This is a genomic window from Demequina sp., assembly GCF_016278775.1.
Classification (GTDB): Bacteria; Actinomycetota; Actinomycetes; order Actinomycetales; family Demequinaceae; genus Demequina.
Genome location: NZ_JADQBF010000029.1, coordinates 14883 through 33602, shown reverse-complemented (window position 1 = coordinate 33602; position 18720 = coordinate 14883). Strand labels below are relative to the sequence as shown.

Below are 18720 nucleotides of genomic sequence, written 5' to 3'. Positions count from 1 at the left end.
CCTATGCAGGGCCCGACTGGAGGCCCGTGATCGAGCCCTGCGCCAGGATGTGCCCCTCCATGGCGGTGAGGAGATCGCCGTGCGTGAAGCCTGGTTCGAGCGCGAGCGCCCTATCCAGTGCGTAGATCGAGAACTCGTAGTGGTGGTCGGCGTTGGGCGGGCACGGCCCGAAATACTCGCCGTAGGACGTCGAGGACATCGACCTGCTGCCGCCCACGCCGCTCAAGTCGCCTGACGCGCCGCGATCGATCGAGGTGGTTGATGCGGGGATGTCGGCCACCAGCCAGTGAACGAAGCCCCCGGCGTCCGTGTCGATCATGGTGATGGCGAAGCCCTCCGTGTCTGGGGACGGCGACTGCCAGGAGAGCTGGGGGTTCGTGTTGTCTCCCGTGCACTGGCCCCCGAAGGCGTCGGCCGTGGTCCATTCGGGCATAGCCGCGCCGTCGGCGAAGTCCTCGCTCGTGACCGTCAGAACTGCGTCGGTCGCACTGACCTCGTCCGGGGAGGCGCATCCAGCACACAAGAGGGCGACCAGTGCGGTCGCGGTGGCGCGTCGAATCATGGCTCAAGCATGGCTACACGGCGACGGCGCCGCAACCGGTCAGCGCGCTACGCGGCCGCCTGGGCACGCACCTTGGTGCGATCTCGTTTGAGCAAGTAGAAGGCGGCGGAGTGTGCGGCCGTGAGGATCGCGGCGCCAGCGAGGTGCGCGCCGACGATGATTTCTGGCAGGCCGGTGAAGTACTGGACATAGCCGATGAGGGCCTGCAGCAACGTGACGGCGACAAGAACCTTCCAGGCTTTGCCAACCTCGTCCCGTTCGCCCTCCGAGCGGTCTGAGCGCACACGCCACACCAAGAAGGCCAGCACAGCGACGAACGCCCACACAATGAGCGCGTGGGCCTGGGCGGCGACTTCGGGGTCGATTCCGAGCCTCTCGGTCGCGTCGGCGTCGCCAGAGTGCGGACCGGCACCCGTAGTGACCGTGCCGAGAACCAGTAGGCCAGCGAGCAGTACGGAACTGGTCCGTAGCGTGGACTTGATGCATCGCCCGTCCCGCCTGGGGGCGTCACGGTACTTCAGTGCGAGCCACACGGCCTGCCACACGAGGGCCATGGACAGCAACAGGTGGGGGGCGACGACGACGGGGTTGAGGTCGGCCAGGACCGTGATGCCCCCGATGATCGCCTGAGCCACTACGCCCAAGAGCGGCACGAGGCCCCACCAGCGGAGGGCTGGGCGGGTGTCCCACACGGCGAGCGCCACCCCGACCGCCACCACGAGCAAGACGAAGGTCAGGGTGCGGTTGCCGAATTCTATGAACGGGTGAATCCCGAGCTCGCTGCGAAGTTCGGGGACGAACGTGCCTGGCTCGCACTGGGGCCAGGTCGAGCAGCCCAGCCCGGACCCGGTCAGCCTTACCGCGCCGCCGGTGACGATGATGCCGCCCTGAGTGAAGATGTTGGCGACCGTGAGCGCGCGACCGTGGCGGACCAAGAAACGGCGAAGTCGCTGGAAGGGGTTGCGGGAGCGAGTCTCGGGGGCCGTTGTGGTCACTGACCAAGTCTAGGCGTGTGCCGCGGAGGTTAGGCCCGCCTTGCTTGCGCACGGGCATTTTCGGCACGACAATGTTGTTTAATTACCTGACGACCGCGCAAGGCGGTGAAAACGGCGGAAGGAGGCTTTCTTGGGTACGGACACCACTCGAGAGCGCATCCTGAGCCTCATCGCATCTGCTGGCCCCATCACCGCTGCCGCCCTTGCCGACAAACTCAGCCTCACGTCGGCCGCCGTGCGGCGCCACTTGGGCGCACTCATCGACGACGGACTCATTCACGACCACGAGTTGCCGCACCCGGCCGACCGTGGGCGTGGCCGACCTGCCAGGTCGTTTGTCGCGACGGCGGAGGGCCAGCGGTCCTTGCAGTCCGCCTACTCGGAAGTGGCGAGGGAGGCAGTCAGTTACATGCGCGATCGCGGCGATCTCGCAGAATTTGTCGAGGCCCACGCCGCGAGGCTCGAGGCGACCCTCGCCGACGCCGTCGACCCCAACGCGCCGATGGCGGAACGGGTGGAGGCGCTATCGTCCGCCCTCGCAGAGCAGGGCTACGCCACGTCGGTGCGCCCTGGCCCAGGCGGGTACACCGTCCAGCTGTGTCAAGGCCATTGCCCTGTTCAAGAGATTGCCCAGGTCGCGCCGGAGTGGTGCGAAGCGGAAGCCAGGGCATTTTCCTCCGTTCTCAACGTTCATGTTCAAAGACTGTCCACGCTCGCCCAAGGGGCTCACGTGTGCACGACCACCATCCCGCTCACCCCAGCCCTGAAGGAAGGATGACGATGAGCACACCCACTGACAACGTCCCCATGACCCAAGACGAGACCATTGCGTCTTTGGGCAACTACGAATTCGGGTGGCATGACGACGACGCCGCAGGGGCGATCGCCAAGCGCGGCCTCGACGAGGACGTGGTGCGCGGCATCTCCACGCTCAAGAACGAGCCGGAGTGGATGCTCAAGCTCCGCCTCAAGTCGCTCAAGCTGTTCGGCAAGAAGCCGATGCCCACGTGGGGCTCCGACCTCACCGGTATCGACTTCGACAACATCAAGTACTTTGTGCGCTCCACCGAGAAGCAGGCCACCAGCTGGGAGGAACTGCCGGAGGAGATCAAGCGCACGTACGACAAGTTGGGCATCCCGGAGGCGGAGAAGCAGCGCCTCGTCTCTGGAGTGGCCGCCCAGTACGAGTCCGAGGTGGTGTACCACCAGATCCGCGAGGACCTGGAAGAGCAAGGCGTCATTTTCATGGACACCGACACCGCCTTGCGGGAGCACCCCGAGTTCTTCGAGGAGTACTTCGGCACCGTGATCCCGCCTGGCGACAACAAGTTCGCGTCGCTCAACACGGCCGTGTGGTCAGGCGGATCGTTCGTGTACGTCCCGCCGGGCGTCCACGTCGACATCCCTCTCCAGGCCTACTTCCGCATCAACACGGAGAACATGGGCCAGTTCGAGCGGACCCTGATCATCGCCGACGAGGGCTCCTACGTGCACTACGTCGAGGGCTGTACTGCGCCGATCTACAAGTCTGACTCGCTGCACTCCGCGGTGGTCGAGATCATCGTGAAGAAGAACGCCCGCGTGCGTTACACGACCATCCAGAACTGGTCGAACAACGTCTACAACCTCGTCACTAAGCGCGCTACGGCGGCCGAGGGCGCCACCATGGAATGGGTCGATGGCAACATCGGCTCGAAGGTCACCATGAAGTACCCGGCCATCTACCTGCTGGGTGAGCACGCCAAGGGCGAGACCCTGTCGATCGCCTTTGCCGGCGAGGGCCAGCACCAAGACGCAGGCGCCAAGATGGTGCACGCCGCCGCCAACACCTCGTCGTCGATCGTGTCGAAGTCGGTGGCGCGCGGGGGTGGCCGCACGTCGTACCGCGGGCTCGTTCAAGTGCTCGAGGGTGCGAAGGGCTCCAAGTCGAACGTCTTGTGCGACGCACTGCTCGTGGACCAGATCTCACGATCAGACACGTATCCCTACGTGGACGTGCGCGAGGACGACGTGAGTATGGGTCACGAGGCAACCGTGTCCCGCGTGAGCGAGGACCAACTGTTCTACCTCATGTCCCGCGGAATGGCGGAGACCGAGGCCATGGCCATGATTGTGCGCGGATTCGTGGAGCCCATCGCCCGCGAGCTCCCGATGGAGTACGCGCTCGAGCTGAATCGCCTCATCGAAATGCAGATGGAAGGATCCGTCGGTTGAGTATCACCACAGACCACAGCAAGGCCACGGCCGACGCCGCGCACAAGCACCAGTACAACGGCACCACCGTGCCGGACAAGTCGCGCGCTGACCGGCTCTTGTCCTTCGATGCCGACGCTTTCGGCATGCCGACCGGCCGCGAGGAGAATTGGCGCTTCTCGCCGATGCGCGACATCGCCGCACTCCTTGAAGACAAGGAGACCGGCGAGCACCTCGAGGCGAGCTATCCGGAGCTGCCCCAAGGCGTGAGCATCACCACGATTGACGCCGAGCAGTTCCGCGAGCGCGCAGTGAGGGCTCCTGGAGACCGCGCGAGCGCAGTCGCGGCGGCGCGCGCGGAAGGGGCGATGGCCCTCGCCGTCGCGCCAGGCACCATCGTGGCCGAGCCGATCCGCATCACCGTGACAGGAACCGGCCAGTCCGCCCGGCAGGCCATCTCGCTTGACGTGGGAACCAGTGCAGAGGTCACCGTCATCATCGAACGCAAGGGATCCGCCGTGGTTGGCGAGTTCACCTCTGTTCACGTTGCCGACAACGCCTCCCTCAACCTTGTGCTGATTCAGGATTGGGACGCCGACGCGATTCACGTGGGCGAGGTCGTGGCCAAGCTCGACCGGGACGCACGCCTGCGGCAGTCCGTCGTCACGCTTGGCGGCAAGGTGGTACGCCTCAACACCTCGGCCGCGCTGGCTGGCGAGGGTGCCTCCGTCGACCTGTACGGCCTGTACTTTGCCGACTCGGGCCAGCACCAGGAGCACCAGCTCTTCGTGGACCACGTCGCGCCGCGCTGCCGTTCGCGCGTCACGTACAAGGGCGCGCTCGCTGGCAAGACGGCCCGCACCGTGTGGATCGGCGACGTGCTCATTCGCGCCGCGGCCGAGGGCACCGACACGTACGAGCTCAACCGCAACCTGGTCCTGACCGACGGCGCGCGGGCCGACTCTGTTCCCAACCTCGAGATCGAGACAGGGGAAATCGAGGGAGCCGGTCACGCCTCCGCCACGGGTCGCTTCGACGAGGAGCAGATGTTCTATCTGCGCTCGCGGGGCATCACAGAGGACGCCGCCCGCAGGCTGGTGGTTCGCGGATTCTTCGCCGACCTGGTCCAGCAAATCGGCGTGCCTGAGGTGGAAAAGGGCCTCATGCGGGCCATCGACCAAGAACTTGAACAGATCACCGACGGGGAGGACGAGTCGTGAGCGAGCAGTTGGCGTGCCAAGTGGCCGACATGGAGCCAGGCTCGGCACTGCAGGTCTTCCTGACACGCGGTGACGGCGCCGAGGTTCCCGTTGCCCTGGTACGCACTGATGACGGTGAGTTCTATGCCATCAACGACGTGTGCAGCCACGGCGAGGTGCCACTGTCAGAGGGCGAGATCGAGGGCTGCGAGGTCGAATGCTGGGCCCACGGAGCCCGCTTCGATGTGCGCACCGGCGCCGTGATGGAGTTGCCAGCCATCGACCCCGTCGATTCCTATCCCGTCACCATCGATGGCGAGCGCGTGCTCGTCGACGTCGATCACCCACGACTTCCCGTTAAGGAGAACGCATGAGCACCCTGGTCATCAAGAACCTGCACGTCACCGTCGACACGCCTGAGGGCGTCATCGAGATCCTCAAGGGGGTCGACCTCACGATCTCCTCTGGCGAGACGCACGCCATCATGGGCCCAAACGGCTCCGGCAAGTCCACGCTGGCCTACTCGATCGCTGGTCACCCCAAGTACACGATCACCGAGGGCTCCGTCACGCTCGATGGTGAGGACGTGCTCGCCATGACGGTGGACGAGCGTGCCCGCGCAGGCCTGTTCCTCGCGATGCAGTACCCCGTCGAGGTGCCCGGCGTGTCCGTATCCAACTTCTTGCGTACCGCGAAGACAGCCATCGAGGGCGAGGCCCCCAAACTGCGTCATTGGGTCAAGGACGTCAAGACCTCGATGGAGAAGCTGCGCATGGACCCAGCGTTCGCTGAGCGCAACGTCAACGAGGGATTCTCTGGCGGGGAGAAGAAGCGCCACGAGATCCTCCAGATGGAGCTGCTGAGCCCCAAGATCGCCATTCTTGACGAGACCGACTCTGGCCTCGACGTCGACGCCTTGCGCGTCGTGAGCGAGGGTGTCAACCGCGTGAAGGAAGACACGGGACTGGGCGTCATGCTCATCACCCACTACACGCGCATCCTCAACTACATCACGCCTGACTACGTGCACGTGTTCGTCAACGGCCGCATCGCAGAAGAGGGCGGGCCAGAACTGGCCGAGCGCCTCGAGGCAGAGGGCTACGACCGCTTCCCGGTGGAGGCGTAAGCACCACGATGGACACGCTGACTGGCGTCAGGGCAGACTTCCCGATCCTCGCCCGCACGGTGCGGAACGGGAAGCCCCTGGTGTATCTCGACTCCGCCGCGACGTCCCAGCGTCCTCACCAGGTGCTGGACGCCGTGGCCGAGTTCGAGCGCGCCCACAACGGCGCGGTGCAGCGTGGCGCGCACCTGATCGCGGAAGAGGCGACAGAAGCCTTCGAGGGCGCACGTGCGAGCGTGGCGCGGCTCGTGAACGCCTCCGCGCCACAAGAGATCGTGTGGACGGGCAACGCCACGCAATCGATCAATCTCGTGGCAGGCGGCATCGCGAACGCCTCGGCAGGCATCGGCGGCGCAGAGGCCGAACGCTTCCGCGTGGGCCCCGGCGACACCATCGTCGTCACAGAGACGGAGCATCACGCGAACCTGGTGCCGTGGCAGCAGTTGTGCGTGCGCACGGGTGCGACGCTCAAGTGGATCGAGGTGGATGACGAGGGCCGCATGCGGCCCGACTCGATCGCCTCCGTCATCGACGAGACCACCAAGGTGGTCGCGTTCACGGCCGCGAGCAACGTGACCGGCATCGTGACGGACGTGGCACCCATCGTGGCCAAGGCGCGCGAAGTGGGCGCGCTGACGGTGCTCGACGCGTGCCAAGCCGTTCCTCACCTTCCCGTCGACGTGCAGGCGCTCGGCATCGACTTCGCCGCGTTCTCTGGACACAAGATGCTGGGACCCACCGGCATAGGCGCGCTGTGGGGCCGGGGGACCCTTCTGGACGCCCTTCCCCCCGTCGTCTTTGGCGGCGGCAGCGTGAAGACGGTGACCATGGAGACCACCACCTGGCTCGATGCGCCTCACCGTTTCGAGTCAGGCTCGCAACCCGTGGCGCAAGCCGTGGGGCTGGGAGCCGCGGCCGAATACCTCATGGCGTTCGGGATGGAAAACGTCGCGCGGCACGAGGCGCGGCTCGCGCAGATCATGCGCGAGGGTGTGGCTCAGTTGCCTGGCATCCGCCTGCTGGGACCGGTGGGGGACGTAGCCAAGGCCGACGTGCTCGGCCTGGCCGCCGTGGTGGTTGACGGCGTGCACGCCCACGACGTAGGCCAAATCCTTGACGACGCTGGCATCGCCGTGCGCGTGGGGCACCACTGCAACCAGCCCCTGCATCGGCGCTTTGGCGTGGTCTCCTCGACCCGTGCGAGCGCCCACCTGTACACGACCGAGGACGAGGCGAGGGCTTTCGTTGACGTCCTTGGTACCGTCAGGACGTTCTTTGGAGTGAACTCATGAGCGACCTTGAGCAGATGTATCAGCAGGTCATTCTTGACTACGCGAAGACCAGGCGCGGCAGCGGCCTCGTGACGCCTGAAGCTCCCTCAGTGGGGGAGTCGCACCAGGTCAACACCACGTGTGGCGACGAGATCACGTTGCGCGTGGGACTCGACGGCGACCTCATCACGTCGGTGTCGTGGGAGGGCCAGGGATGCTCGATCTCCCAAGCGTCCGCCTCGATGCTGGCCGAGATGATGGACGGCGCGAACCTGCGCACCGCCGACGAGACCATGGAGGCCTTCATGGCCCTCATGCACCACAAGGGTGTTCCCCTCGGCGACGAACGGGAAGACCTGCTGGAAGACGCCACCGCATTCGTGGGTGTGGGCAAGTACCCGGCGCGCATCAAGTGCGCCCTCATCAGCTGGATAGCGTTGCGCGACGCGATTGCGCGCGCCACCGTTGGCACGGAAGGATCAACACCATGACCGACACTGCAACCCCCTCCAACGTGGCCGACGTCGAAGAGGCGCTGCGCGACGTGATCGACCCAGAGCTGGGAATCAACGTGGTGGACCTTGGCCTCGTGTACGGCGTCCACCTCGACGAGAACCAGCACGCCATCATCGACATGACGCTCACCTCGGCCGCCTGCCCGCTGACGGACGTGCTCGAGGACCAGACCGCTCAGGCGCTCGAGGGGCTCGTGAACGGGTTCCGCATCAACTGGGTGTGGATGCCGCCGTGGGGCCCAGACAAGATCACCGATGACGGCCGCGAGCAGCTCAGGGCGCTGGGCTTCAACGTCTAGCGTGTTCCAGGTCTAGCGGTCGAGCACTCCGAACGCGTCGCACGACGCGACGGTACCGTTCGTGTACCCCGTGACGAACGCTTCAGTCCGCTGCTCGGACGTGCCGTGCGTGAAGGTGTGGGGGTCCACCTCGCCTTGAGTCGCCTCTTGGATGCGATCGTCTCCCACGGAGGCCGCCGCAGCCAAGGCATTGTCGAGTTGCTCCTGAGAGATCGGCTCGAGGAACGGGACGCCGGTGTCTGGATCTGGCGTGGTGGCCGCATGTCCCACCCATACCCCCGCGAGGCAGTCCGCCATCAACTCGACCTTGACGGAGTCCGAGTTCGCGCCGGTTCCTGAGCGGTCCGCAATGTCGAACACGCCCAACTCGTTCTCGATGTGATGCCCGTACTCGTGGGCGATCACGTACGCCTCCGCCAGGTTGCCGCTCTCGAAACCGAAGGACGCCAGGGAGTCAAAGAACGTAGTGTCCACGTACATTGTCTGGTCGGGTGGGCAGTAGAACGGGCCGGTTGCCGACGATGCCATGCCGCAAGCGGACGACGTGGACTGATCGAAGATCACCACGCCAGGCAGAGCGTGGCGGAAGCCCGCGGCTGGAAGTGCGTCCGACCAGTACGCGTCGAGCGACTCGATGACGGCGAGCACCCGGCAGTCTGCGTCGGCGTTGGCGTCCGCGCCTGTGGTGCAGTTCGCGGCGAATTCCTGCTGCACGGTGTCGTCTTGTGCCCCCGCCGCGCCACCGAGACCCCGAGTTCCGTCATCGAGGCTCAGTACCGAGGGGTCGATGCCGAGAATCAGCGCAAGAATGACGATCACCACGCCACCGATCCCGCCCCCAATGGCGATCCCTCCACGCGCGCCGCCGGGGCCCCTGCGTTGGACGCGGTTGGGGTCGAGTCGTGTGCCCTCGTTGAACGTCATGGTGTCTCCCGCCTGAGCCGACGCGGTGCGCGTGCTACGCGCACGGTGCGTCCCGTCCTCAAAAACTACTCGCTCGGCGCCTGAGGGGAGAGCCGCATCGGCCGCAACCGTGGTGCATCCGACCTTGCGTCATCGCCGATCCCCCTGGCGTGGAGCGCCGCGCCCAAGTCGAGGGCGAAGCCGACGGTGCGCGTGGCGGTGGGAATCATGAGCGCCGTGAGGTTGCGGCGCACCCCACGGGCGCGGGCGGCATCTCTCGACTGGCGCATGATGTTCGCGATCTCGGGGATCGCGCGCAACATGATCGCAAACATGAGTCCAGTCACGGCTGGCGGCAGGATGCGCCTGAACGGACGAGCGGCGGCCGTGGCCAGGTCGAGCATGTCGGACATCGGTGTGGAGCCTGTGATGGACAGAGACAGGGCGAAGAGGCCGATGAGGTCGACGCCAATGTCGATCCCCGCCAGGTAGTCGCCCCTCCACACCTGGTAGGCGCCCGCCATGGCGGCCACGATGACAATCATGCCGAGGCCCTTGAGCGTGGGCCCCGGTGCCGGCGTCACGCTCACCAGTAGCAGGAGCGCGGCGGCGGCCATGCCGCCAGACGTGATGGGGTCCCTGACCAACAAGGTGACGGCCGACCACGCGACCAGCGCGGCCACCTTCGACCATGCGGGGAGCCGGTGCAGGGGCGACGCTCCGGGTCGGTAGGCGCCCAGCACGTGCGTCACGCTGGTTCCCCTACCGACTTGCGGTACATGAGGTCGCGGTAGTGGGACACGGCGTCCTCAGGGTTCCCGTCGAACACCACGCCGCCGTCGTCGACCACCAGGGTGCGATCGGCTTTGGTGGCCGCCTCCAGGTCGTGCGTCACCTCGATCAATTGAATAGGCAGAGAGTGCAGGAGCGCGCCAACGTGCGCCTTCCAGCGCAGGTCCAAGAGCGTGGTGGGCTCGTCAGCCACCACCACCTTGGGTGTCGCCGTCAGCACGCCAGCAAGCGCAAGCAGTTGGCGCTGCCCGCCGGACAGCGCGTTGACGGACACGTCTGCCTTGTCCCCGAGCCCGATGTCTTCTAGCGCCGCCATCGCGGCCTTGACTCGCTCGTTCTTGGATTTGATGACACGGCGCAAGGAGAGCATCACGTCCTCGATGGCCGTCGGCATGATCAACTGCGACGTCGGGTCGGTGAAGAGGAAACCGACCTTGCGGCGCACCCGCGCCCCATGCTTGCGCGTATCGACTCCGTCCACTGACACGCTGCCGGACACCGGAATCGCGAGCCCATTGATAAGCCTGGCGAGCGTCGACTTTCCCGAGCCGTTGGCTCCGATCACCGTGATGCGGTTCTCGCTCAGGGTCAGAGTGGTGGGCTTGAGGATGACGATGCCGGAATCGGGCGCGACAACGGTCGCGTCCTTGAATTCGATCATGGAGAAAGGGTAAGCGCTACGACGCGTCCTGGGTGCCGACCGCGACGGCCGGCGGCGCGGCGGGTGCCGCCGGTGCCGCTGGCGTGGCGACGCTCGCGGGAGCGACCGGCACGCCGAGCAGGCCAGGGTACGCGCGGTGCACGGCCGCGGCCGTCACGCCGGCGACGAACACCTTGATGATGTCTCCCACCAAGAACGGAGTCGCGAAGGCGACGGTGTCGGCGGCCGTGGCGTCGAGCCGGATCATGAAGAAGCCCCAGCCGATCACGTTGAGCACCAGCAGCGAGGCCACCGCGCAAGCGCCGATCACGCCGGACACGTTGAGTTGGGCGCGTCGGCGCATGCTGCGCACCAGCCAGCCGGCGACGAAGGCGGCGATCACGAAGCCAGCGAGGAAACCGGCAGTGGGGCCGGTCCAGACGGCAGGGCCCGCAGAGCGGCCTGCAAAGATGGGGGCGCCCGCAGTGCCGACTACCAGGTACAGGACGACGGCGCTCGCGCCTCGCCACGGCCCGAGAGCGGCGCCCGCAAGCAGCACGGCGAGTGTCTGCAGAGTGATGGGCACTCCGGAGACGAGCTCGGCGCCTGGCCAGATGGTGGACGCGGCGATGAGGCCAGCGAACACGGCAACCAGGGCAAGATTGGTGGGGGACAGAGCGTGACGAAAGTTCATGGGACTCCCTGAGATAATGAATTGGCCGCCACGATACCGGGCGGCACCCCATCTGCGCTCATTTGCGTCCACCACCACCCAGCCCGCCGCAGGGCGCCCGAAAGGATTTGCTGTGATTGTCGCCCAGGAACTCGAGATGCGCATCGGCGCCCGCGTGCTGTTGCACCCGGCGTCGTTTCGCATCAACAAGGGCGACCGTGTGGGGCTGGTAGGTCGCAACGGCGCTGGTAAGACGACGCTCACCCGCATCCTTGCTGGGGAGGGTCAGGCGTCGGCTGGGAAGGTCACGCACAAGGGCTCGGTGGGTTATCTGCCGCAGGACCCCCGCGAGGGTGATGTGACGGTGCGCGCTCTCGATCGCATTCTGGCCGCGCGCGACCTCGAGACGATCCTGCGCAAGTTGCGCGAGGCGGAGCTAGGCATGGCGAGCGAGGACTCAGCCGTTGCCGAGAGGGCCATGGAGAGGTACCCGGCGATTGAGGAGCGCTTCCGCGCGGCTGGCGGCTACGCGGCGGAATCGGACGCCGCTCGCATTGCGGCGAACCTTGGGCTCGACGAGCGAGTGCTCGCTCAAGAATTGGGCACCCTGTCAGGCGGTCAACGCCGCCGCGTGGAGTTGGCGCGCATTCTGTTCTCCGATGCGCAGACGCTGCTGCTCGACGAGCCGACCAACCACCTGGACGCGGATTCCATCCAGTGGCTGCGCGGCTTCTTGGCGCAGTACCCCGGCGGGCTCGTCATCATCTCCCACGATGTGGATCTGGTGCGTGCCGTCGTCACCAAGGTCTTCTACCTGGATGCCAACCGCGGCGTGATGGACCAGTACGCGATGGGGTGGGACCTCTACCTCAAGCAGCGCGAGGACGACGAGCACAGGCGTCACCGCGAGCGCAAGAACGCCGAGCAGAAGGCGTCAGTACTGATGGCGCAGGCCAACAAGATGCGCGCGAGCGCCACGAAGGCGGTGGCTGCTCAGAACATGGCGAAGCGAGCCCAGCGACTGCTGGCGGAGACCGAAGCGTCGCGACAGTCAGACAAGGTGGCGGCTTTGCGTTTTCCCAAGCCAGCGCCCTGTGGCAAGACGCCGTTGCGAGCATCGGAGTTGTCCAAGAACTACGGCACCCTCGAGGTGTTCACTGACGTGGAGCTCGCGATCGACCGCGGCTCGCGCGTGGTGGTGCTGGGGCTCAACGGCGCGGGCAAGACGACACTCCTCAAGCTGCTCGCGGGGGTCGAGCAGCCGGACACCGGTCAGGTGGAACCGGGCCATGGCCTCAAGCTCGGCTACTACGCGCAGGAGCACGACACTCTGGACATGGAGGCGACGGTGCTGGAGAACATGCGGCACAGCGCGCCAGACCTGAACGACACAGAGGTGCGCAGCGTGCTCGGGTCCTTCCTGTTCCAAGGAGACGACGTCGACAAGCCCGCACGCGTTCTCTCGGGTGGCGAGAAGACCAGGCTGGCGCTCGCCACGCTCGTGGTGAGCCAAGCGAACGTGCTGCTGCTCGACGAGCCGACCAACAACCTGGATCCCGCCTCGCGAGCGGAGATCCTTGGTGCCCTCAAGACCTACGAAGGCGCCGTCGTGATGGTGACGCACGACGAGGGAGCGGTAGACGCGCTGGAGCCCGAGCGGGTGTTGCTGTTGCCGGACGCCGACGAGGACCTGTGGAATGCGTCGTACCGGGATCTGATCTCGCTCGCGTAGCGAGGGCGCGTGGCCCTTACAGCGCGTCCTCGATCTCCTCGTCTGTGAGACGGCGTTTCTTGGAGCGCTTGGGCGGTGGGGGCTGGCTTTGAGGGCTTGCCGCGACGGCGGCGCGCTCGCGCTCATGAAGCGCGTCCCTGCGTGTGAGCCACACGCCCAGCGGCGCCGCGACAGCCGTGAGTAGCCACCACTGCAGCGCGTAACTGAGGTGGGGCCCCAGTGACAGGCTGGGGATCGGCGCCGGCTCGAGGCCCTCGACGCAACCGTTCGCGCCGCACGTCGAGGTTGCCATCAGGTATGCCTGGACCACCTCGCCGTCGATGCCGTTCATCTGGACAGGAGTGACGCGCGTGCCTGGCTTCCCGTTGTCCTCCTCGAAGGCGCGCACGATGCCGGTCACGGTAACCTCACCTGGGGGCAGAGTCGGGGCAGTCGCGCCAGAGCGAGGTTGCCATCCCAGGTTGACCAGCACGGTGCGGCCCGACTGTGTGTGGACCCACGCCAGGTATTGCAGGGACGCCGTGTTGTCGACGGAGCGGCCCCGCAGTTCCACCACGGAAGTGGGGTCGAGCACGCCGGTGACGGTGGCCGTGCGCCATTCGGCGTCGCCCGGGCCCAACGCGCCGGGGGCCACGATCGCCTCGAGGTCGGCGATCGGCTTGCCCTTCGCAGCTGCTTGGGCGTCGACAGCGTCCGACCTGGTCTCGTAGCGGTTCCACTGCCACGACCCGGCGACGAGGCCAAGGGCCATCGCCGCAAGCACGGCGATGGCGGTGAGCGCGATCCGTCCTGGCCGGTACGCGGCCGGGCGTGGATTCTCGGCGGGAGGGCTCACGGACTCGATCGTACGTGCGAGGCGCGTGCACAAGGTTCCGGGCGCATCGGCTAGTTTGGGGCCCATGACGCGACACGTGGTGGTGACAGGAGCAAACCGCGGCATCGGCCGTGCGATAGCGGAGGCATTCGTGGCCAACGGCGACACCGTCTCCAGCATCTACCGGGGAGGCGACCTCCCGGAAGGGGTGACGGGCGCAATCGCCGACATCACCGATTCAGACGCCGTGAACGCCGCCTTCGACGAGTTGGAGGCCCAGCACGGCCGGGTGCGCGTGCTCGTGGCCAACGCGGGTATCACCCGCGACGGGCTGCTCATGCGGATGTCTGACGAGGATTTCTCTGCGGTGATCGACACCAACCTCACCGGCACGTTCCGCACCGTGCGCCGCGCCGTCAACTCGATGATGCGCGAGAAGTACGGCCGCATTGTGCTGATCGGCTCAGTGGTGGGATTGCTGGGTAACCCAGGCCAAGTGAACTACTCGGCGTCCAAGTCGGCGCTCGTCGGCATGGCCCGCTCCATCACGCGCGAGGTGGGCGGACGCGGGATCACCGCCAACGTCGTCGCCCCAGGGTTCATCGCGACCGACATGACGGCGGAACTGGGGGAAGACACGGTGAAGCAGTATGCGGCGTCCATTCCCGCCAAGCGCTTTGGCACCACCGACGAGGTCGCGGCCGCGGCAGTGTTCTTAGCCTCGGATGAGGCAGGGTATGTGTCTGGCGCGGTGCTTCCGGTCGACGGCGGCCTCGGCATGGGGCACTAAGACTTCAACCACGTACGCTTTCCGACAGGAGGAACCATGGGCATTCTCGAAGGCAAGAACATCCTCGTCACGGGGGTATTGACTGAGGGTTCGATCGCGTTCGATGTGGCGCGCCTGAGCCAAGAGCAGGGTGCGCACGTGGTGCTCACTGGGGTGGGTCGCACGCTCAAGGTCACCGAGGCCATGGGTCGCAGGCTTCCCGTCGAGGCGAAGGTTGTCGAGCTCGACGTCACCAATCCGGAGCACCTCGCGGCGCTGCCCGACGCCGTGCGCGAGCACGTGCCCCACCTCGACGGCGTGGTGCATTCGATCGGTTTCGCCCCACAGAGCGTGATGGGCGGCAACTTCATGACCGGCCAGTGGGATGACGTCGCGACCGCGATCCACATCTCCGCCTACTCGCTCAAGGCTCTCGCGGAGGCCACGGTGCCGCTGATGTCGAGCGGGGGCTCGATTGTGGGCCTGACGTTCGACGGTCGCTTCGCGTGGCCCGTGTACGACTGGATGGGCGTCGCCAAGTCGGCCTACGAGGGGATCAGCCGCTACTTGGCGCGTGACCTTGGCCCCCAAGGCATCCGCTGCAACCTCGTGTCTGCGGGGCCGCTCAAGACCACCGCAGCCAAGCACATCCCTGGGTTTGACCAGATGGAAGGCAAATGGAGCGAGCGTTCGCCCCTTGGCTGGGACTCGGAAGACACCGTGCCCGCTGCCAAGGCAGTGACCGCACTGCTGAGCGACTGGTTCCCGGCGACCACCGGTGAGATGGTGCATGTGGACGGTGGCGTGCACGCCATGGGTCAGTAGCGGTGCCCACCCTCATTCTGGCCCGACACGCCAAGGCAGAAGCTCCTCAGGCTGGCCTCGACGATCACTCGCGCGCCCTCACCATGGAGGGGCGGGACGCGGCCGGACGGCTTGCCGAGAGACTGCAAGCGAAGGGGCTACGTCCCGATGTGGCTCTCGTGTCCTCGTCGAATCGCACGGTGCAGACCTTCAAGCGCATGGCGAGTGTGCTGGGCGACGTCGAGCTGCGCATCGAGGAGGATCTCTATGAGTCCGCGCGGGATCGATTCATCTCGGTGCTTGCGCGGGTGGGCGAGGTGGAGACCTTGCTGGTCGTGGGTCACGAGCCGACCACATCGCACGTTGCCGCGTGGTTGTCGGGGCCAGGATCCCTCAAGCAGCCGTTGCAGCGGGTCTCGCTGGGCATGTCCACGGCGGCGGCCGCGGTCCTCGAGTTCGACACCCCGTGGCCTGAGATCGGCCCCAACGCCGCGCGGCTCGTCGACGTGGTCGAGGGAAAGCCTGCCTAAGGGCTCGCAGTGACTGACGGCGACCTGATCGATCGGCTGTGGAGCGCTCTGCTGCCCATGCAGCGTCTCGCGTGGGAGCAGGGGGTTGCCTCTCAGGCCGCTCTCGACAGTGGTCGGACGGATCTTGCCGCGGCGATCGCTCGCGATGCGCTCGAGCACCAAGACGCAGACGGCCGACTCGCGGCCACCGGCGATGCCGGGCTGGTCAACGGAGGCTGCCTGGGTGAGGCCGTCGCCGCGCTGGCCGCGCAAGGGGACGCGCGCGCCGCAGAGGCGCTCGAACGCCAGCGCTGGTGGTTCCTGAGGTTCTCGCCACGAGACGACGAGGGCGTCGTGTGGCACCTCGCGGGGAGCACGGAGGTGTGGGTCGACTCGATCTACATGGTGGTGCCGTTGCTGGTGCTCACCGGCGATGTGGCACCAGCCGACATGCAGTACCGCATGCACCGCGAGCATCTCTGGGACACGAACTCCGGCCTGTACAGGCACAGGGTCGACACCGTCTCAGGGGAGCACGTGCGTGGGGCGTTCTGGGCGTCTGGCAACGGCTGGGCCGCGGCGGGGATGGCCAGGGCGCTCAGCGTCGGCGGCGAGGCCGTGCCTGCCGAGATGCGGGCCAGGTGGCAGCGAGACACCAGAGACCTGCTTGACGCCATATCGCGCCATCAGAGCGCCGGTGGCAGGTTCCATGATGTCCTCGACGACTCGGCGACCTTCACCGACGGCACCGCGGGGCTCATGTGCGCCTACACGGCCTTCACCGGCGTGGCTGAGGGATGGCTACCCGCCGACTACGTTCACCGTGCGACGCGGTGGCTGGAGGCGGCGCTGTCGCGCGTCGACGCCGACGGCGTGGTGCGCGGCGTGTGTGGGGCCCCACATTTCGAGACGGAGGGCACGTCGGCAGAGGCTCAGGCTTTCGCGATCATGGCGCACGTCGCGTCGCTTCGGGTGACGTGACCGCCAGGGTTGTCTCTGGTTGACTCAGGCGGAGATGAGCGGCCACGCGGCGTCGAGGCGAGGCCCGTCGATGACGATGTCGGCCGCCGCGCGCACCACTGGCTTCGCGGCGAAAGCCACGGACAGGCCCGCAGCCGCCATCATGTCAAGATCGTTGGCGCCGTCGCCCACCGCGACCGTGTCGCGCAGGGCGACGCCTGAGGCACGCGCAAAGGCGGCGAGCGCGACGGCCTTCGCGTGGCGGTCGATCACGGGCCCCACGGTGCGTCCGGTGAGGTGCCCCTGCTCCACCTCAAGTCTGTTTGCGAGGTACAGATCCACTGACACGCTGCGCGCGATCGAGGAGACCACCTCTTCGAAACCGCCGGAGACGAGCGCGACAGTCCAGCCAGCGGCACGGGCCTCGTCGAGCAACTCCCGGGCGCCAGGAGTGAGTTCGACCTGCTCCGCGACCTCTTGGATAACTGTGGTCGGCAACCCCTTGAGCGTGGCCACCCTGTCGGCGAGCGACGCGGCGAAGTCAATCTCTCCGCGCATGGCGCGCTCCGTGATCTGCGCGACCTGCACCTGAGTGCCTGCGCGCGCCGCGAGAAGCTCGATCACTTCGTGGCGGATGAGGGTCGAATCGACGTCGAGAAGGATCAGGCGCCGTGTCTTCATCCGGCGATCACTGCGCTCATGTGGGGAACACCGCGCTCATCTGGGGATCACGGTGTTCTTCGCGACAACGGTCAGTCCGGATTCCGTGACGGTGAAGCCGCGAGCGATATCCGCCTCCCGATCGATTCCGACGCGCGCGCCCTCTTCGACCACCACGTTCTTGTCAAGGATGGCGCGGTGCACCTGGGCGTGACGGTCCACCACGACGTCGTCGAGGAGCACGGAATCTGACACCGTTGACCACGAGTGCAAACGCACTCCTGGGGACAGTACCGAGCCGGTGACAGTCGCTCCTGACACGATGACGCCAGGGGAGACAACGGAGTCGGCCGCGTGACCCATGCGGCCCTCTTCAGAGTGGATGAACTTCGCGGGTGGCTGCGTGATGAGTCCTTGGTGAAGCGGCCACTTGTCGTTGTAGACGTTGAACACAGGCATCACGGCGATGAGATCCATGTGCGCGTCGTAGTAGGAATCGATCGTTCCCACGTCTCGCCAGTAGTCCTTGTCGCGAGCCGTCGAGCCGGGTACGTCGTTGTCAACAAAGTCGTAGAAGCCGCACGTGCCCTTGTCGACAAAGTAGGGGACGATGTCGCCGCCCATGTCGTGCTTCGATGACTCGTTCTCGGCGTCGTCCTTGAGCGCCTCCAGCAAGGGTCCGACGGAAGCGACGTAGTTGCCCATCGAGGCGAGGATCTCTTGCGGGCTGTCCGGCAGGCCGTCTGGGTTGGTGGGCTTCTCGAGGAACGCACGCACGAGATGCTTGCTCGAGGGATCGACGTCGATCACGCCAAACTGGTCCGACATCTCGATCGGCTGGCGGATGCCGGCCACCGAGAAGTCGGCGCCGGAGGCGATGTGGGCGTCCACCATCTGGGAGAAGTCCATCCGGTACACGTGGTCTGCGCCCACGATCACGACGATGTCTGGACGCTCGTCCTCGATGATGTTGACGCACTGGTAGATCGCGTCAGCGCTGCCCAAATACCAATGCTTGCCACGTCGTTGCTGCGCGGGTACGGGCGCCACGTAGTTGCCCAGCAGCGGAGACATCCGCCACGTGCGCGCGATGTGGCGGTCGAGCGAGTGCGACTTGTATTGCGTCAGCACCACGATGTGCAGGTATCGCGAGTTCACCAGGTTCGACAGGGCGAAGTCGACAAGTCGGTACGTTCCCCCGAAAGGCACGGACGGCTTGGCCCGTGCTGCGGTGAGGGGCATCAGGCGCTTGCCCTCACCTCCCGCGAGGACGATGGCAAGTACTTTCGGCTCTGACATATGTCCAG

The 18720-nt window shown here is 66.4% G+C and carries 22 protein-coding genes; 13 read left to right on the top strand and 9 right to left on the bottom strand.

Going from position 1 to position 18720, the window contains the following annotated elements; all coding sequences use genetic code 11:
- Position 1: 1 nt before the first annotated feature.
- Entirely contained in the window at positions 2-562 is a 561-nt protein-coding gene (locus tag QZZ33_RS04795; RefSeq protein WP_291378556.1) for a YbhB/YbcL family Raf kinase inhibitor-like protein, read from the bottom strand.
- Between the two features lie 47 nt (positions 563-609).
- Positions 610-1557 (bottom strand): COX15/CtaA family protein, encoded by a 948-nt coding sequence (locus QZZ33_RS04790; protein ID WP_291378554.1) that lies wholly within the window; start codon positions 1555-1557, stop codon positions 610-612.
- 130 nt (positions 1558-1687) lie between these two features.
- Here QZZ33_RS04790 and QZZ33_RS04785 point away from each other — a divergent pair, with 130 nt between their 5' ends.
- From QZZ33_RS04785 to QZZ33_RS04750, 8 genes are read left to right on the top strand one after another with little or no spacing between them, the layout of a single operon-like run.
- Positions 1688-2335, top strand: coding sequence for a winged helix-turn-helix transcriptional regulator (locus QZZ33_RS04785; protein ID WP_291378552.1), 648 nt, complete (start codon positions 1688-1690; stop codon positions 2333-2335).
- A gap of 2 nt (positions 2336-2337) precedes the next feature.
- Positions 2338-3771 carry a Fe-S cluster assembly protein SufB gene (sufB, locus tag QZZ33_RS04780; protein WP_291378551.1) on the top strand — a complete coding sequence of 478 codons (1434 nt, stop codon included), beginning with the start codon at positions 2338-2340 and terminating at the stop codon, positions 3769-3771.
- Positions 3768-4970 (top strand): Fe-S cluster assembly protein SufD, encoded by a 1203-nt coding sequence (sufD, locus tag QZZ33_RS04775; protein ID WP_291378549.1) that lies wholly within the window; start codon positions 3768-3770, stop codon positions 4968-4970. The genes sufB and sufD overlap by 4 nt, the downstream gene beginning before the upstream one ends.
- Positions 4967-5323, top strand: a complete 357-nt coding sequence (locus QZZ33_RS04770) for a non-heme iron oxygenase ferredoxin subunit (protein WP_291378547.1) — start codon at positions 4967-4969, stop codon at positions 5321-5323. The genes sufD and QZZ33_RS04770 overlap by 4 nt, the downstream gene beginning before the upstream one ends.
- Positions 5320-6075, top strand: a complete 756-nt coding sequence (gene sufC, locus QZZ33_RS04765; RefSeq protein WP_291378545.1) for a Fe-S cluster assembly ATPase SufC — start codon at positions 5320-5322, stop codon at positions 6073-6075. The genes QZZ33_RS04770 and sufC overlap by 4 nt, the downstream gene beginning before the upstream one ends.
- Before the next feature lie 8 nt (positions 6076-6083).
- Positions 6084-7364, top strand: a complete 1281-nt coding sequence (locus tag QZZ33_RS04760; RefSeq protein ID WP_291378543.1) for a SufS family cysteine desulfurase — start codon at positions 6084-6086, stop codon at positions 7362-7364.
- Entirely contained in the window at positions 7361-7834 is a 474-nt protein-coding gene (sufU, locus tag QZZ33_RS04755; protein ID WP_291378541.1) for a Fe-S cluster assembly sulfur transfer protein SufU, read from the top strand. Before QZZ33_RS04760 ends, sufU begins: the two co-directional genes overlap by 4 nt.
- A complete protein-coding gene (locus QZZ33_RS04750) occupies positions 7831-8157 on the top strand; it encodes a metal-sulfur cluster assembly factor (protein WP_226096994.1) in 327 nt (108 codons plus the stop codon). Before sufU ends, QZZ33_RS04750 begins: the two co-directional genes overlap by 4 nt.
- Before the next feature lie 12 nt (positions 8158-8169).
- Here QZZ33_RS04750 and QZZ33_RS04745 read toward each other — a convergent pair whose 3' ends face one another.
- The 4 genes from QZZ33_RS04745 to QZZ33_RS04730 all read right to left on the bottom strand — a co-directional run bounded on the left by QZZ33_RS04745 (position 8170) and on the right by QZZ33_RS04730 (position 11186).
- Complete coding sequence (locus QZZ33_RS04745) at positions 8170-9081, bottom strand: neutral zinc metallopeptidase (protein WP_291378538.1); 912 nt, start codon at positions 9079-9081, stop codon at positions 8170-8172.
- A gap of 65 nt (positions 9082-9146) precedes the next feature.
- Positions 9147-9812, bottom strand: a complete 666-nt coding sequence (locus QZZ33_RS04740; RefSeq protein ID WP_291378536.1) for an energy-coupling factor transporter transmembrane component T — start codon at positions 9810-9812, stop codon at positions 9147-9149.
- A complete protein-coding gene (locus tag QZZ33_RS04735; RefSeq protein WP_291378534.1) occupies positions 9809-10513 on the bottom strand; it encodes an ABC transporter ATP-binding protein in 705 nt (234 codons plus the stop codon). Before QZZ33_RS04735 ends, QZZ33_RS04740 begins: the two co-directional genes overlap by 4 nt.
- Positions 10514-10529: 16 nt before the next feature.
- Positions 10530-11186 (bottom strand): biotin transporter BioY, encoded by a 657-nt coding sequence (locus tag QZZ33_RS04730; protein ID WP_291378533.1) that lies wholly within the window; start codon positions 11184-11186, stop codon positions 10530-10532.
- Positions 11187-11298: 112 nt separating this feature from the next.
- Here QZZ33_RS04730 and QZZ33_RS04725 point away from each other — a divergent pair, with 112 nt between their 5' ends.
- Positions 11299-12897, top strand: coding sequence for an ABC-F family ATP-binding cassette domain-containing protein (locus QZZ33_RS04725; RefSeq protein WP_291378532.1), 1599 nt, complete (start codon positions 11299-11301; stop codon positions 12895-12897).
- Positions 12898-12913: 16 nt separating this feature from the next.
- Here the strand turns inward: QZZ33_RS04725 and QZZ33_RS04720 are convergent, their stop codons facing one another.
- Positions 12914-13732, bottom strand: a complete 819-nt coding sequence (locus tag QZZ33_RS04720) for an SURF1 family protein (RefSeq protein WP_291378531.1) — start codon at positions 13730-13732, stop codon at positions 12914-12916.
- 64 nt (positions 13733-13796) lie between these two features.
- Here QZZ33_RS04720 and fabG point away from each other — a divergent pair, with 64 nt between their 5' ends.
- The 4 genes from fabG to QZZ33_RS04700 are packed head-to-tail and all read left to right on the top strand — an operon-like array spanning position 13797 to position 16774.
- Positions 13797-14501, top strand: coding sequence for a 3-oxoacyl-ACP reductase FabG (fabG, locus tag QZZ33_RS04715; protein WP_291378530.1), 705 nt, complete (start codon positions 13797-13799; stop codon positions 14499-14501).
- A gap of 36 nt (positions 14502-14537) precedes the next feature.
- Positions 14538-15305, top strand: coding sequence for an enoyl-ACP reductase FabI (fabI, locus tag QZZ33_RS04710; protein ID WP_291378529.1), 768 nt, complete (start codon positions 14538-14540; stop codon positions 15303-15305).
- A gap of 2 nt (positions 15306-15307) precedes the next feature.
- Complete coding sequence (locus QZZ33_RS04705) at positions 15308-15814, top strand: histidine phosphatase family protein (RefSeq protein ID WP_291378528.1); 507 nt, start codon at positions 15308-15310, stop codon at positions 15812-15814.
- A 9-nt stretch (positions 15815-15823) separates the two neighbouring features.
- Positions 15824-16774, top strand: coding sequence for a glycoside hydrolase family 88 protein (locus QZZ33_RS04700; RefSeq protein ID WP_291378527.1), 951 nt, complete (start codon positions 15824-15826; stop codon positions 16772-16774).
- A gap of 24 nt (positions 16775-16798) precedes the next feature.
- On the opposite strand, the gene serB is transcribed toward QZZ33_RS04700, so the two are convergent.
- Complete coding sequence (gene serB / locus QZZ33_RS04695; RefSeq protein ID WP_291378526.1) at positions 16799-17434, bottom strand: phosphoserine phosphatase SerB; 636 nt, start codon at positions 17432-17434, stop codon at positions 16799-16801.
- A 36-nt stretch (positions 17435-17470) separates the two neighbouring features.
- A complete protein-coding gene (locus QZZ33_RS04690) occupies positions 17471-18712 on the bottom strand; it encodes a glucose-1-phosphate adenylyltransferase (protein ID WP_291378525.1) in 1242 nt (413 codons plus the stop codon).
- Positions 18713-18720: the final 8 nt, after the last annotated feature.

Excerpts from the sequence above, each read along its gene's own strand:
- QZZ33_RS04735 (WP_291378534.1), bottom strand. The coding sequence starts at position 10,513 with ATGATCGAATTCAAGGACGCGACCGTTGTCGCGCCCGATTCCGGCATC.
- fabI (WP_291378529.1), top strand. The coding sequence starts at position 14,538 with ATGGGCATTCTCGAAGGCAAGAACATCCTCGTCACGGGGGTATTGACT.
- QZZ33_RS04795 (WP_291378556.1), bottom strand. The coding sequence starts at position 562 with ATGATTCGACGCGCCACCGCGACCGCACTGGTCGCCCTCTTGTGTGCT.
- sufC (WP_291378545.1), top strand. The coding sequence starts at position 5,320 with ATGAGCACCCTGGTCATCAAGAACCTGCACGTCACCGTCGACACGCCT.
- sufB (WP_291378551.1), top strand. The coding sequence starts at position 2,338 with ATGAGCACACCCACTGACAACGTCCCCATGACCCAAGACGAGACCATT.
- QZZ33_RS04760 (WP_291378543.1), top strand. The coding sequence starts at position 6,084 with ATGGACACGCTGACTGGCGTCAGGGCAGACTTCCCGATCCTCGCCCGC.
- QZZ33_RS04690 (WP_291378525.1), bottom strand. The coding sequence starts at position 18,712 with ATGTCAGAGCCGAAAGTACTTGCCATCGTCCTCGCGGGAGGTGAGGGC.
- fabG (WP_291378530.1), top strand. The coding sequence starts at position 13,797 with ATGACGCGACACGTGGTGGTGACAGGAGCAAACCGCGGCATCGGCCGT.
- serB (WP_291378526.1), bottom strand. The coding sequence starts at position 17,434 with ATGAAGACACGGCGCCTGATCCTTCTCGACGTCGATTCGACCCTCATC.
- QZZ33_RS04730 (WP_291378533.1), bottom strand. The coding sequence starts at position 11,186 with ATGAACTTTCGTCACGCTCTGTCCCCCACCAATCTTGCCCTGGTTGCC.
- sufU (WP_291378541.1), top strand. The coding sequence starts at position 7,361 with ATGAGCGACCTTGAGCAGATGTATCAGCAGGTCATTCTTGACTACGCG.
- QZZ33_RS04745 (WP_291378538.1), bottom strand. The coding sequence starts at position 9,081 with ATGACGTTCAACGAGGGCACACGACTCGACCCCAACCGCGTCCAACGC.
- QZZ33_RS04750 (WP_226096994.1), top strand. The coding sequence starts at position 7,831 with ATGACCGACACTGCAACCCCCTCCAACGTGGCCGACGTCGAAGAGGCG.